The 14,260-nt window shown below is 38.6% G+C and carries 15 protein-coding genes; 1 reads left to right on the forward strand and 14 read right to left on the reverse strand.

Annotated features, from left to right (window positions below; translation table 11 throughout):
* Nucleotides 1–11: 11 nt before the first annotated feature.
* The 8 genes from ACK3CR_RS22310 to rpsU all read right to left on the reverse strand — a co-directional run bounded on the left by ACK3CR_RS22310 (nt 12) and on the right by rpsU (nt 6,030).
* Nucleotides 12–974, reverse strand: coding sequence for a PhoH family protein (locus tag ACK3CR_RS22310; protein WP_019391438.1), 963 nt, complete (start codon nt 972–974; stop codon nt 12–14).
* Between the two features lie 3 nt (nt 975–977).
* Nucleotides 978–2,165, reverse strand: a complete 1,188-nt coding sequence (gene yqfD, locus ACK3CR_RS22315) for a sporulation protein YqfD (RefSeq protein ID WP_488976120.1) — start codon at nt 2,163–2,165, stop codon at nt 978–980.
* Nucleotides 2,166–2,175: 10 nt separating this feature from the next.
* On the reverse strand, nt 2,176–2,460 hold the full coding sequence (yqfC, locus tag ACK3CR_RS22320) for a sporulation protein YqfC (RefSeq protein ID WP_019391436.1): 285 nt from the start codon (nt 2,458–2,460) through the stop codon (nt 2,176–2,178).
* A 47-nt stretch (nt 2,461–2,507) separates the two neighbouring features.
* Nucleotides 2,508–2,918 carry a hypothetical protein gene (locus ACK3CR_RS22325; protein WP_488976121.1) on the reverse strand — a complete coding sequence of 137 codons (411 nt, stop codon included), beginning with the start codon at nt 2,916–2,918 and terminating at the stop codon, nt 2,508–2,510.
* Nucleotides 2,919–2,957: 39 nt separating this feature from the next.
* Nucleotides 2,958–3,935, reverse strand: coding sequence for a flotillin-like protein FloA (gene floA / locus ACK3CR_RS22330; protein ID WP_061802026.1), 978 nt, complete (start codon nt 3,933–3,935; stop codon nt 2,958–2,960).
* A 1-nt stretch (nt 3,936) separates the two neighbouring features.
* Complete coding sequence (locus tag ACK3CR_RS22335; RefSeq protein WP_488976122.1) at nt 3,937–5,268, reverse strand: NfeD family protein; 1,332 nt, start codon at nt 5,266–5,268, stop codon at nt 3,937–3,939.
* Nucleotides 5,269–5,398: 130 nt separating this feature from the next.
* Nucleotides 5,399–5,842 (reverse strand): GatB/YqeY domain-containing protein, encoded by a 444-nt coding sequence (locus ACK3CR_RS22340; protein WP_019391432.1) that lies wholly within the window; start codon nt 5,840–5,842, stop codon nt 5,399–5,401.
* Nucleotides 5,843–5,856: 14 nt separating this feature from the next.
* A complete protein-coding gene (gene rpsU, locus ACK3CR_RS22345) occupies nt 5,857–6,030 on the reverse strand; it encodes a 30S ribosomal protein S21 (protein ID WP_019391431.1) in 174 nt (57 codons plus the stop codon).
* A 202-nt stretch (nt 6,031–6,232) separates the two neighbouring features.
* Between rpsU and ACK3CR_RS22350 the strand changes: the two genes are divergently transcribed.
* The gene (locus tag ACK3CR_RS22350; protein WP_488976123.1) at nt 6,233–7,162 is read left to right on the forward strand and encodes a Na/Pi symporter; all 930 of its coding nucleotides are present in this window, start codon (nt 6,233–6,235) and stop codon (nt 7,160–7,162) included.
* Nucleotides 7,163–7,192: 30 nt separating this feature from the next.
* Here the strand turns inward: ACK3CR_RS22350 and deoC are convergent, their stop codons facing one another.
* The 6 genes from deoC to dnaK form a co-directional block, all read right to left on the reverse strand.
* The gene (gene deoC / locus ACK3CR_RS22355; RefSeq protein WP_019391429.1) at nt 7,193–7,861 is read right to left on the reverse strand and encodes a deoxyribose-phosphate aldolase; all 669 of its coding nucleotides are present in this window, start codon (nt 7,859–7,861) and stop codon (nt 7,193–7,195) included.
* Nucleotides 7,862–7,997: 136 nt separating this feature from the next.
* Nucleotides 7,998–9,356 carry a tRNA (N(6)-L-threonylcarbamoyladenosine(37)-C(2))-methylthiotransferase MtaB gene (gene mtaB / locus ACK3CR_RS22360; protein ID WP_243517590.1) on the reverse strand — a complete coding sequence of 453 codons (1,359 nt, stop codon included), beginning with the start codon at nt 9,354–9,356 and terminating at the stop codon, nt 7,998–8,000.
* A 5-nt stretch (nt 9,357–9,361) separates the two neighbouring features.
* Nucleotides 9,362–10,108, reverse strand: a complete 747-nt coding sequence (locus tag ACK3CR_RS22365; protein ID WP_243517586.1) for a 16S rRNA (uracil(1498)-N(3))-methyltransferase — start codon at nt 10,106–10,108, stop codon at nt 9,362–9,364.
* 11 nt (nt 10,109–10,119) lie between these two features.
* Entirely contained in the window at nt 10,120–11,061 is a 942-nt protein-coding gene (gene prmA / locus ACK3CR_RS22370; RefSeq protein ID WP_243517583.1) for a 50S ribosomal protein L11 methyltransferase, read from the reverse strand.
* 44 nt (nt 11,062–11,105) lie between these two features.
* Nucleotides 11,106–12,230 carry a molecular chaperone DnaJ gene (gene dnaJ, locus ACK3CR_RS22375; RefSeq protein ID WP_243517579.1) on the reverse strand — a complete coding sequence of 375 codons (1,125 nt, stop codon included), beginning with the start codon at nt 12,228–12,230 and terminating at the stop codon, nt 11,106–11,108.
* A gap of 175 nt (nt 12,231–12,405) precedes the next feature.
* Nucleotides 12,406–14,238: a molecular chaperone DnaK gene (gene dnaK / locus ACK3CR_RS22380; protein ID WP_040056820.1), complete on the reverse strand. Its 1,833-nt coding sequence runs from the start codon at nt 14,236–14,238 to the stop codon at nt 12,406–12,408.
* Nucleotides 14,239–14,260: the final 22 nt, after the last annotated feature.

Raw genomic sequence — 14,260 nt, forward strand, 5'->3', positions numbered from 1 at the left:
AGGGAAGGGTCTTAGCTGTGCTTGTCATAGGCTTCAATAATTTTCCCAACAAGCGGATGACGGACAACATCAGACTGTTCTAAGTATATAAAAGAGATACCTTTGATGGAAGCTAAAAATGTTTTAGCTGCTTCAAGACCTGATGACTTTACTCCTTTTGGCAAGTCAACTTGAGAGATATCTCCTGTAATAACCATTTTAGAACCAAATCCTAAGCGAGTTAGAAACATCTTCATCTGTGCTTGTGTTGTATTTTGAGCTTCATCTAAAATAACAAACGCATCGTCAAGCGTTCTGCCGCGCATGTAAGCAAGAGGAGCAATTTCAATAACCCCACGCTCAATTAATCGACCTGTATGCTCTGTTCCTAATACATCGTGAAGAGCGTCATACAATGGTCGTAAATAAGGATCAACTTTCTCCTTAAGATCACCAGGCAGGAATCCTAAACTTTCTCCAGCTTCAACAGCGGGTCTCGTTAAAATAATGCGTTTTACATGTCCATTTTTCAAAGCATTAACAGCCATTACAACGGCTAAATATGTTTTCCCCGTTCCGGCTGGTCCAATGCCAAATACAAGATCATTTTGCTTCATTGCTGAAATGTAGTGTCTTTGTCCAAGCGTTTTAACTCTTATTGGTTTTCCTTTTACATTACGAGCAATCTCTTCTTCATAAAGATCGACAAAAAATTCAAGCGATCCTTTTTTACCCATTTCAATGGCATATACAACATCTCTTTCTGAGATTGTTATATTCTTTCTAATTACGGCTAACAGTTTTTTTAGTACTTCTTCTACTACTTGTACTGCTTCCGCATCGCCTGAAACACTCACCGTTTCACCGCGCGTCACAATAGACACATTCATTTCTTGTTCAATACGTCGTAAGTTTGCATCTTGAGTACCAAACAAAGCAACAGCTTCATTTGGGTTATCAACCTGTAAATTCATCGTAACTAGCTGTTCTGCCATTCTTTAGTCTCCTTGAATAATTGGTTGTGTGCCAACAATGTTTTCTATTACTTGGTAATAAACCACTAATTTTACTTTACCATTGTCCGTCGTTTGGTGCAAAACATTTTCATCCACGATCTTAGCCTCTCCATCAACCTTGCTCAGTAAATCTTCACGAGCAATTTGGAGGCCTCGTTTCACAGCTTCTTTCTTTGTATATTGACGTGTTACTTTTTCGTTTTCCCGAATTACCTGTTTTTCATACTTTAAAGGTGTTTTCCAATTAAAAAAGTAAACAGGCTTTACAATCTTCTCCTTTTTCTTCGTTTTATAATCATCATCGAAAAAGCCCCAAAACGGCAGTTTCCCTCCAAACAAGCTCACTGAATGTTTTGTTTTGCTTTCTCCTGTCAATACTTCAAATTCTGTTTTGATTGGCACTTCTACTGTTGATTTATACCATACTTCACCAAGTATTTCCCCTTTGGCAGAAATGGCTTTGCTTTCCTTTTCATTTCCGATCACGCCTGAAACAAGAGTTTGTCCTTTTTCTACATGTTCATTCACTTCTACGATTGGTTGTCCTTTTTCAACAAACATATAGTTAATAATCGCTTTCTTTTTCGCAATAAGATTTTGAGGCGAAGATCCTTTTGATTCTTTTGGAGCCTTTTTTTCTACAACTTGAAAATGATAAGAAGTTCCCTGTAGCTCAACTCCAATCCACGTAATATCTTCGATGTCGTCCGTGATCTTTTTTTGAAGGGTTTCGGGATCGTCAATTGCAAACTGACTTTTCCCTACTTTCACGCCAAGTTCGTCCAATTTCTTCATAATCTCATGCTCTGTTTTAGGATTAGCCCCTTTTATCTCTATGCTCCACACCATGTTTGATAAAAAGAGGATAACAAATAAGCACAGGAGCGTGCCACATACAAACCCAACGTTTTTTAACAAGCGTTTTTGCCAAAAAGGAGCACCCTCACTTTTAGTAAAGTGAATTTTGCAAGGGTGCTTGCGGATGATTGTACGAATTTTTGATAAATCTTTCAATAAAAAAGTGGCTCTTACTTCTCCTTCATTTTTAAACTGTACGTTAAGAACAGAGATATCTTGTCTGGTACAGTCATTCAAAAATCGCTCAATACCTTCACCAGTTAGTTTTAAATGGATTTTTCCTACCCAAAAATGCAGCCATTGATTTTTCATGAAGAACCTCCTATTGATCAATATAAAGAACTTGATCGATCTTCCCTTCTACAATGATCTCTTCCGGTAAAATCGCTTTTATAACAAGATCTTCACCTCTTATGATAAGTTGGTTATGCTTTAAGAGGATCCGAATTTCTTTATCTGAAAACGCTAAGAGTCCTTTATGATTCTCTATGTAAATGTGGATATGGCCCACCATCGTAATACGCGCCAAATCCATCGTTACATCTTGGGGTAGTTCCATTTGTCGAGTCATCCATCTCTCCAAGTGTTGTCTCCATTTTTTAGGCATAAAAGAACCCCCTTTCATCTCATATTTATGAAAAAAGGGGGAAATTATCACCGTAAATTATGTTTTCGTTTTGCTCTTGGCTTACCTAATATTTCAGACCAAATCATTCCTTCAACAGCTTTCTTCCTCGAAAGCCCTATTTTAGGCTTTTTGCTACTTGTTTTAGTGGAAAGAGTAGGCGCTTTCTCAACACTTTTAAGAGCACTCTTGTAGCGTTCTTTTGCTTCACGAAGTCTTTTCTGCTGTTCTTCTCGTTCACGCTCAAAAGCGGAGTGTGTTCCTTCAACACGATGTGGCTGTGATACCTCTCTTTTCTGTTCTTCTTTCATTCCAACAGGTTGTCGTTCTCTCTGCTCTTCGGTTTTTCCAAGCGCCTTTTGAATAATTCCCCAAATAAAGCCAAGAACTGCAATCACAATTACGATATTACTTAACAGAAAGTCAATGAGTGTATCCACTTCTCCACCTCCATTCCATCATAACCATAACTATACTGTTTATTGATCTTCATCATCGTCTTTTGTTAGTTTGCCAAATGAATCACGCATATCTGTGTCTGCGTCAATATTCTTAATGTTCATGTAGTCCATCACACCAATGTTACCTGAACGGAGCGCTTCTGCCATTGCGAGTGGAACTTCCGCTTCTGCTTCAACAACTTTAGCACGCATTTCTTCTACACGTGCACGCATTTCTTGCTCTTGAGCAACAGCCATTGCTCGACGCTCTTCTGCTTTGGCTTGCGCAATGTTTTTATCTGCTTCAGCCTGATCTGTTTGCAGAACGGCCCCAATATTTTTGCCAATATCGATGTCTGCAATATCAATCGATAGAATTTCAAATGCTGTTCCTGAATCAAGCCCTTTACTTAATACAGTTTGAGAAATCATGTCCGGGTTTTCAAGCACCTTTTTATGATCTATTTGTGAACCAATTGTACTAACAATCCCCTCACCAACACGGGCAATCACTGTATCTTCTCCAGCTCCCCCAACAAGGCGGTCAATATTTGCACGAACCGTTATTCTTGCTTTCGCTTTTACTTCGATTCCATCCATCGCTACCCCTGCAATAAACGGCGTTTCAATAACTTTTGGATTAACGCTCATCTGTACGGCTTCAAGAACATCACGTCCAGCTAAATCAATAGCTGCACAGCGTTCAAAGCTTAAATCAATGTTAGCACGGTGTGCAGCAATTAGCGCGTTAATGACGCGGTCAACGTTACCACCTGCTAAGTAGTGACTTTCAAGCTGATTAATCGTTACTTCTAGCCCAGCTTTTTTCGCTTTAATTAACGGATTCACAACGCGTGATGGAATAACGCGGCGAAGCCTCATTCCTACAAGAGTAAAAATACTCACTCTCACACCTGCGGCTAATGCTGAGATCCACAACATTACGGGAACAAAGGTGAAGAAAACCCCTAATAGAATAATCCCTAATCCAATTAAAATAAGTACAGTAATGTCCATCTTATTCCTCCTCTATTTCTTCTTTGATGGGTCTTACAACAATACGTGAGCCTTCTACCTTTATAATCTTTACTTTTATATCTGAACCAACGTAGCCTCCCTCTGTTACGACGTCTAGATATTCTTCGTTTAAAAGAACGGTTCCAGACGGCCTGAGAGGCGTTGTTGTAATCCCTTGCTGTCCTATTAAATCTTTACGATCCCGACTTGAAATATAGCCTTTTTCAGTGCTTGTGGAATCACTTAATACAAGCTTTCGGAACCCATTTAATCTACGTTTAAAGAACTTCATTAATATAAATGCCCCCCCAATCGCTACAATAGCAGCAACCGCAATTGAAATAGCCATAAGCATGTAGCTTGTTGTAGCCATAAAAAAACTTGTAAATATTGCGCCTAAACCAATAATTCCAATGATGCCTCCAGGTAGAAAAACTTCTAAAAAGAGGAGAACAAGCCCAATAATAAAGAGAACGATCGTTTCAATTCCTGCAAATCCGGCAATCATATGACCAAAGAAAAACAATAGAAGAGATAAAATTCCTACAAATCCAGCTAATCCAAATGTTGGCGTAAAAAGCTCAATAATAAGGGCTAAACTCCCTATTGAAAGTAAAATAGGTACAACAATTGGATTAGTTACAAAGCGAGCAATCTTTTCGGAAACGGACTCATCAACTGTTGTAATCGAAGCATCACTATAACCAATTCTTTGTAGTAAACTGTCTAAATTCTCTTCTGTTCCTTTTGAATAGCCAATTTCGAGTGCGTTCTTAGCTGTTAATGTTAACAATTTATCTTCCCCTGCTCCATACTCAGGTACATTCACAGATTCATCCGCCATTGCTAACGCATATTTTGAATCAACTCCATAGCTGTTTGCAGCAGATTCCATTGCAGCGTTCCAGCGTGATTGCTCTTTTTTACCTGCTGTATTTCCATCCATTGTAATAGGTGCAGCGGCTCCCATAACAGCGGATTTTGTCATATAAATTTCATCTGTGTTTAACGCAATGTAGGCTCCTGCCGAAAGGGCCTCATTATCTACAAATGTGACGATTGGAATTTTTTCGTTAGAAAAGCGCTTTCCAATATCAATAGCACTATCAACCGCTCCTCCAGGTGTGTCCATTTTGATAACAATTAAATCAGCTTCAGCCTTTTCTGCTTCATGAAGTCCTCTATTTAAAAATTTATACATTCCTTTTCCAACTTCGTTTTCAAGTGGAATAACGTATACTTTCTTTGATGCCCCTTGCGATTGACTTGTAAAAGAAAAGAAAGAAAGAACAGAGAAAATAATGGTGAAAAATAATAGGGCTTTTCTCTTCAAATGCTCACCTCCCTTTTTACCATTATATCTTCTAGCTATCTTTATATACGAATGAACATTGTTTAGGTTCCCACTTTTCTAAATTTATTTTTACAAACGAAAAAAGCATCTTACATAATGTAAGATGCTTTTATGAAAGATGCTCACGAACGAGCTTATTTACTAGTGATCCGTCTGCTTTGCCCTTTACTTTCGGCATTACAGCGCTCATTACTTTTCCCATATCTGATTTAGAAGAAGCTTGTACGTCGGCAATTGCTTTTTTCACAATTTCAGCCACTTCTTCTTCAGTTAACTGTTCAGGCATATACTGCTTTAAAATAGCAAGCTCGTGGTTTATTTTCTCAACCAGGTCGCCCCGACCTGCCTGTTCGAATTCATGGAGGGATTCTTTACGTTGCTTTACCTCACGAGAAAGAATGGTTAACTCATCATCTTCTGTTAAAGGTGACCCACTGTTAATGCTCTCATTTTGAAGAGCTGCTTTGGTCATGCGAATAACAGAGAGTTTTTGCTTGTCTTTATCTCTCATCGCCTGTTTCATATCATCATTTAAACGATCGAGAAGACTCATAAATACACCCTCTTTTAAAATTTACGTTTACGTGCAGCTTCAGACTTTTTCTTGCGTCTTACGCTAGGCTTTTCATAGAATTCACGCTTACGTGCTTCTTGCAAAGTACCAGTTTTTGATACTTGACGTTTAAAGCGTCGAAGAGCATCTTCAAGCGATTCGTTTTTACGAACGGTCGTTTTTGACATTCTATTTCCCTCCCTCCGAACAAACCACTACCATCGATTAATTACATGTGAAAAAACATGTCTTTTGCAATTATAATACAAATGATTTTAAAGGTCAACTGTATTCGTATATAAGTTGAATGAGAAAATAACGTCTTTTCTGTCCTAAAAAGTTGGCATAGAAAACCATCTCTTTTCACTATAATGAGAAGAGGTGAAATTTATGATTGAAGTGCTTTCTTTTTTCGCTGTTTTTTTGACAATTTTTCTTTTTGGAATGCTTCTTTTAAAGATAGGACTTCAAAATTTCGAGAACCAACCTTTAAGAAATCAGCTTTCCTTTCTTACCAAAACATCTACACACAGTTTCCTTACAGGGATACTTATTACATTTATTACTCAAAGCAGTTCTGTTGTTATAATCATTGCCATTGTGCTTGTTTCAGCTAGATTTCTCCCCCTTCGTAAAGCACTATCTGTTACATTAGGAGCAAACATTGGAGCTTGGATTCCTAGCTTCGTCCTCTTTCCTGTTTCAAATTTGGTATTACCACTTTTACTTCTCGGTACATTTCTTATTATGTTATCATCTCGAAAAAGTTTTTCAATTGGCGTTATTCTCTTTGGATTAGGATGTTTAACAGTCGCTCTAAGTGGATGCAAGTCGCTTTCACATACCCTTTTTCCCCTCACTTTTGTACAAGACTCTATGAATGCTTTGTCATCAAACGAGCTTCTTGGTTCAATTATTGGAATATTATTAGGCGGAATTATTCAGTCCCATACATTTCTATTTGAAATTGTGCTGGAGGCTATTAAAGAACAATCCTTACCTTTTAAATCTTCTCTTTTTCTGCTTTGGGGAATTAATATTGGCACCTCTCTCTTTCCTTTAGTAGCAAGTATTGGGAGTAATAAGGAAGGGAAGTTTTTGGCTTTATTTTATATACTAATCAACACGTTAGGAACAAGTATCTTTCTTCCGCTATTCTATGCATTTCATCACCTACTCTCGATGCTATTTTTCACAGAAGAAGAATTGTTACGCTTATTTTTCTTAGGTTCTCATATTTTTTTAGCAGCTTTATTTCTTCCACTCATAAAATTGATTATTTATGTTAGAGAGAGAAAAAGTCCTTACCGACCAATATAAAAAAGGAGGTACGGCATAAGCCGCTCCTCCTTAATAATCAGTATCTGCTGTATAGCCGTTTACAATGGCAATGCCTGAGCTTGCACCAATACGGGTAGCTCCTGCTTCAATTACTGCTTTTGCTCCTTCTGCATTACGTACGCCCCCAGATGCTTTCACACCAACGTCTGGTCCCACTGTTTTGCGCATTAATGCTACGTCTTCTACAGTTGCTCCGCCTGTTGAGAATCCTGTTGATGTCTTAACATAATCCGCTCCTGCTTCAACTGCAAGTTTGCATGCACGAATTTTTTCGTCCTCTGTTAATAGACAAGTTTCAATGATAACTTTTACAAGAACACCTTTTGATGCTTCAACAACTGCTTGAATATCACGCTTTACTTCCTGATCATTTCCATCTTTAAGAGCTCCAATGTTAATGACCATATCAACTTCTGTTGCTCCATTTGAGATAGCATTTTGGGCTTCAAACGCTTTCACTTCAGGCGTGTTAGCTCCAAGTGGAAAACCAATAACTGTACATACTTTTACATCTGTTCCTTCTAATAGAGAAGAAGATAAACTTACCCATGTTGGGTTAACACACACAGAAGCAAAATGATGTTCTTTCGCTTCCTCACAAAGCTTTTCAATTTCCTCTTTTTTAGCATCTGCTTTTAGCAGTGTATGATCAATCATTTTAGCGATCTCTTTTGACATAATATTTGCTCCTTTCAAAGCACCTTATAGTTGTCCGTACCTGTTGATTCTATCATTTTCTCCACAAAAAAACGAGTCGAATTCAATATTTACGAAAAGAAAACTCTGTATCCAGAATATGGACACAGAGTTTTTATTATGAGCTTAGTTTTATATGTTCAGAAGTAAGCGTATCTTCTATAACACGAAGGAATTGTCCTTCATTATATGGATATCCTGATTTCGTAATCTTTACACGAACGAGTTTACCAATCATATCTTCTGTTGCTTGGAATTTTACTTTCAAATAATTATCAGTATAGCCAATGAAAAGACCACTTTCTGGGTTTTCCTTATCCACTTCTTCTGGGATAACTTCCAACACTTCACCTTCATAGTTTGAAGCATATTCTTTTGCTAGCTGATCTGAAAGTTCAATAAGGCGATGAACTCGCTCATTTTTAACTTCTTCGTCAATTTGATCTTCCATGCGAGCTGCTGGTGTTCCCGTACGTTTTGAATATGGGAAAACATGAAGCTCAGAGAAGTTGTAGTCTTTAATAAAATTATAGGTTTCCATAAATTCTTCTTCTGTTTCACCAGGGAAGCCAACGATAACGTCAGAAGTGATGGCAACGCCAGGAAGAGCTTCACGAAGGCGATCAAGTCTTTCACCGAAGAATTCCATTGTATATTTACGACGCATTCTTTTTAAAACAGTGTTAGATCCTGACTGAAGAGGCACATGTAAATGACGAACAACAATATTAGAGTTGTTTAAAACGTCAATTACTTCATCTGTAATCTGGCTTGCTTCAATAGATGAAATACGAATTCTCTTTAATCCAGCTACTCTCGCTTCTAAATCTCGAAGAAGAGCTGCAAGATTATAATCTTTCATATCTTCACCATATCCACCTGTATGAATGCCTGTTAACACAATCTCTTTATAACCTGCATCAACAAGCTGCTGAGCTTGACGAATGACTTCTTCTGGATCACGAGAACGCATAAGACCACGAGCCCAAGGGATGATACAGAACGTACAGAAGTTATTACATCCTTCTTGGATTTTTAATGACGCACGCGTACGGTCTGTGAAAGCCGGTACGTCTAGCTCTTCATATACACGATTTCTCATAATATTTGTTACACCGTTAATTGGTTGGCGCTCTTTTTTATATTGTTCAATATACTCAAGCATTTTAATACGATCTTGTGTTCCCACAACAATATCAACACCAGGAATAGCCATAATTTCTGCTGGTGATGTTTGAGCATAGCATCCTGTTACACAAATAACTGCGTCAGGATTTTTGCGAATGGCACGACGAATAACTTGGCGACTCTTTTTGTCTCCAGTATTCGTCACAGTACAGGTATTGATAACATATACATCTGATGTTTGCTCGTATTCAACACGCTCATATCCGTTATTTTGGAAAAGCTGCCAAATTGCTTCTGTTTCGTAATGGTTTACTTTACAACCTAATGTATGGAATGCCACTTTTGGCATTGTAATCACCTCATTAATTCAGTCTCGTAGGAAACAGCAGAAAGTGCATAAAAAGGAGCTGTTTCTGTACGTAATATTCTTGGTCCAAAGCTGCATGGAACAAAGTTAGCTTGCCTTAACTTTTCCACTTCTTCCTCTGTTAGACCTCCCTCAGGCCCAACAACAATAATAATTGAATCGCCTTTTTGAAGACGTGACAAAATGGAGGCAAAATTAGCTTTCTCACCACGTTTTGCTTCTTCTTCATACGCGACAATCTTATGTGTATACGTCTCACTAACCTCTATAAGCTTATTCAATGAGCATGGTTCAACAACACTTGGGACAACAGTACGATGTGACTGTTCTGCTGCTTCTTTTGCAATCTTTTTGAAACGCTCTACTTTTTTAGAAGCTTTCTTACTATCCCATTTAACAATTGAACGAGCAGCAATGAAAGGGATAAACTCGGCTGCACCAAGCTCAGTTCCCTTTTGGATAACAAGCTCAAGCTTATCCCCTTTAGGCAGCCCGTTCGCAATCGTTACGGAAACAGGAAGCTCTTTTTCTTCTTCCTTCCACTCTTCTACCTCTAAAAGAACACAATCATTTGCTATCTCTGTAATCATACTTAGCGCTGTTTTGCCTTCCTTCGTACAGCAAAGCACTTTATCACCGCTCGTCATTCTCATCACTTTTACAATATGACGAGCATCTTCTCCACAAATCTCAATTTTATTATCAACGTGTTTTTCTACGAAATATCGCTGCATATTTACACCACTTACTGTTCTTTCTTCGCAATAATCGCTACCCAGTCTTCCATAACCATAACTTCTTCAATAAGGAAGCCTGCTTTTGTTAATGCTTCTTTCACTTCTTCTTTCTTGTTCATAATAATACCTGATGTAATAAACGTACCGCCGTTTTTCACAAGCTTATAAGCATCGTCAACAAAACGAACGATAATTTCAGCTAAAATATTGGCCACAATAATATCAGCTTGTCCTTCCACACCGTTCAGTAAGTTGTTTTGACCAACTGTTACGACTTCATTCACACTGTTTAGCTCAATGTTTTCACGCGCTGATTTCACCGCTACTTCATCTAAATCATACGCTCGCACATGTGAGGCTTCAAGAAGGGCTGCTCCAATACTTAATACACCAGAACCTGTTCCAACATCAATTACCGTATCACCTTTTTGAACTGTTGCTTCAAGTGCTTGAAGAGACATAACTGTTGTTGGATGTGTTCCCGTTCCAAAAGCCATCCCTGGATCCAATTCAATAATAAGTTCATCTGTACTTACTGGCTCATAGTCTTCCCACGTTGGCACAATAGTAAAACGCTGTGAGATTTTTACTGGGTGATAATACTTTTTCCAAGCTGTTGCCCATTCTTCTTCATGAACTTCACTAATTGTCACTTTATTCAGGCCAAGATCAAAATTATAGGATAAAAGACCATTAATAGACTCTTTAATGCCATCTACTGTCTCAGGAAGAAAACTATTTAGAGGTAAATAGGCTTTTACAATAACCCCATCATCTGGATAATCTTCAGAATTGAGTTGGTAGATTTCACCAAAAGTTGTATCATACTCCTTCACTAAATCCGTAGGGTCTTCAATTACGACCCCACTTGCACCTGCTTCATGTAAAATATTCGAAATCGGTTCAATTGCTTCATTCGTTGTATGAATACAAATTTCAGACCATTTCATATCTACCAACTCCATTCCATTCTAAATTCTCTTTTATTTTTATATTATTCACCTTTGAACGCGCGTTTCACACGGTCAAAGAATGAATTTTCATGTTCATCAACTGTTTCGCCACTCTCTTCAGCAAAATCGCGGAGAAGCTCTTTTTGCTTTTCAGACAATTTTGTTGGCGTAATAACACGAATAACAACATGCTGATCTCCTTGGCCATATCCGCGCACATTAGGCACACCTTTACCTCGGAGTCGGAAGTTTGTACCTGTTTGGGTTCCTGCTGGTACTTTAAGTTTTACTTTTCCATGCAGTGTTGGTACTTCTACTTCATCACCAAGTGCTGCTTGTGAAAATGTGATTGGCATTTCACAATAAATGTCGTCTCCCTCGCGCTCAAAAAATTCATGCCCACGAATTGAGAATACAACAAATAAATCTCCTGGAGGCCCACCGTTCACCCCTGGTTCACCTTGACCTGCAACACGCAGCTGCTGACCATCATCAACGCCTGCTGGAATTTTCACGCTGATTTTCTTTTGTTTTTTAACTTTCCCTGCTCCATGACATGTTGAACATTTATCACGAATAATTTTTCCGCTTCCATTACAATGATGACAAACACGACGGTTAACAATGCGACCAAATGGTGTATTTTGTTCAACATTTAACTGACCGCTTCCATTACAGTGTGAACATGTGTCAACTTTCGATCCTGGTTTAGCACCACTTCCATCACATGTGTCACACGTTTCTTCGCGCGGAATCTCAATTGTTGTATCTTTTCCAAATGCCGCTTCTTCAAAAGAAAGCGTCATTGTATATTGTAAATCTGCTCCTTGTCGAGGGGCGTTTGGATCACGACGTCTGCCTCCACCGCCACCGAAAAACGAGCTGAAAATATCCTCAAAACCGAACCCGCCGCCGAAGTCTCCTCCGCCGCCAAATCCACCTTGGTTTGGATCTGTATGGCCGAATTGATCATAGTGGGCACGCTTCTGATCATCACTTAACACTTCGTAAGCTTCTTTAATTTCCTTAAATTTTTCAGGTGCATCCGCATCTTTGTTGATGTCCGGATGATACTTTTTTGAGAGCTTACGATACGATTTTTTAATTTCATCTTTGGTAGCAGATTTCCCTACTCCAAGTACTTCATAATAATCTCTTTTACTCATTCGTTCTCACTCCCGATTCTTCACATAGAGGTAATTGTATCACCAAAACAAACATAGTGGCAACATTAAAAAAACCTCTTTTGTGATGATTAAATGGTTCCTTTTATTCTAATTCTTATCTCAAAAAAAAAGCCAAAGTCAAGGCAAGCCTGACTTTGACTTTTCAATCACTCTCTTATTTGCTTTCTTTGTCGTCCTTTACTTCTTCATACTCAGCGTCAACAACGTTATCGTCTTGAGCTGAAGAAGCATCGCCGCCAGCTTGCTGCTGTGCTTGTTGTGCTTGCTCATAAAGCTTCATTGTTAAAGCTTGAACGATTTCTTGAAGTTCATCTTTCTTCGCTTTGATTTCTTCAAGTTCGTTTTTCTCAATTGCAGCTTTTAGAGCGTCTTTTGCTTCATTAGCTTTCGTTACTTCAGCTTCATCAACTTTACCTTCAAGATCTTTTAATGTTTTCTCAGTTGTGAAAACAAGTTGATCTGCTTCATTACGTAATTCAATTTCTTCTTTACGTTTTGCATCAGCATCCGCATTTTCTTCTGCTTCTTTTACCATGCGTTCTACTTCTTCATCAGAAAGACCTGAAGAAGACTTGATTGTGATGTTTTGTTCTTTACCTGTACCAAGGTCTTTTGCACTTACGTTTACGATACCGTTCTTATCAATATCAAATGATACTTCAATTTGTGGTACTCCGCGTGGTGCTGCTGGAATATCTGATAATTGGAAACGACCTAATGTTTTGTTGTCAGCAGACATTGGACGCTCACCTTGTAGTACGTGGATATCTACAGCTGTTTGGTTATCAGCAGCTGTTGAGAACACTTGTGATTTGCTTGTTGGAATTGTTGTATTACGCTCAATAAGTTTTGTGAACACGCCACCCATCGTTTCAATTCCAAGTGAAAGTGGTGTTACGTCAAGTAGAACAACGTCTTTAACATCACCTGTTAAAACTCCACCTTGAACAGCTGCACCAAGTGCTACAACTTCGTCAGGGTTTACACCTTTATGTGGCTCTTGACCAACTTCTTTTTGAATCGCTTCTTGAACAGCTGGGATACGAGTTGAACCACCAACAAGAATAACTTTATTAATTTCATTTTTTGTAACGCCAGCATCTTTAATTGCTTGACGAACAGGACCCATTGTTTTCTCTACAAGGTGTGCTGAAAGCTCTTCGAACTTAGCGCGGCTTAATGTAAGCTCTAAGTGAAGTGGACCTGCTTCTCCAGCTGTGATGAATGGTAGAGAAATTTGTGTTGAAGATACACCTGAAAGATCTTTTTTCGCTTTTTCTGCAGCGTCTTTTAGACGTTGTAGAGCCATTTTATCTTTAGAAAGGTCAATGCCGTTTTCTTTTTTGAATTCTTCTACTAAGTGATCAATGATTACTTGGTCAAAGTCATCTCCACCAAGACGGTTGTCACCCGCTGTTGAACGTACTTCGAAAACGCCATCTCCTAATTCAAGAATAGATACGTCAAAAGTACCGCCACCAAGGTCATATACTAAAACAGTTTGATCTTCGTCTGTTTTTTCTAAGCCGTAAGAAAGAGCTGCTGCTGTTGGCTCGTTGATGATACGCTCAACTTCAAGCCCAGCAATTTTACCAGCATCTTTTGTTGCTTGACGCTCTGCATCGTTAAAATAAGCAGGTACTGTGATAACAGCTTTTGTTACAGGCTCGCCAAGATAGTCTTCTGCATATGATTTTAAATACTGAAGAATAACAGCTGAAAGCTCTTGTGGAGTATATTCTTTTCCTTCTACTTCCACTTTATGATCTGTACCCATATGACGTTTGATTGAGATGATTGTGTTAGGGTTTGTAATTGCTTGACGTTTTGCAACTTCCCCTACTTGACGCTCACCATTTTTAAACGCGATAACAGATGGAGTTGTACGTCCACCTTCTGGGTTAGGGATTACTTTTGGTTCCCCACCTTCTAATACTGCAACACATGAGTTTGTCGTTCCTAAGTCAATACCAATAATCTTACTCACTTAAGATTCCCTCCTTGAAATA

The organism is Priestia sp. TRM10, from assembly GCF_057808375.1.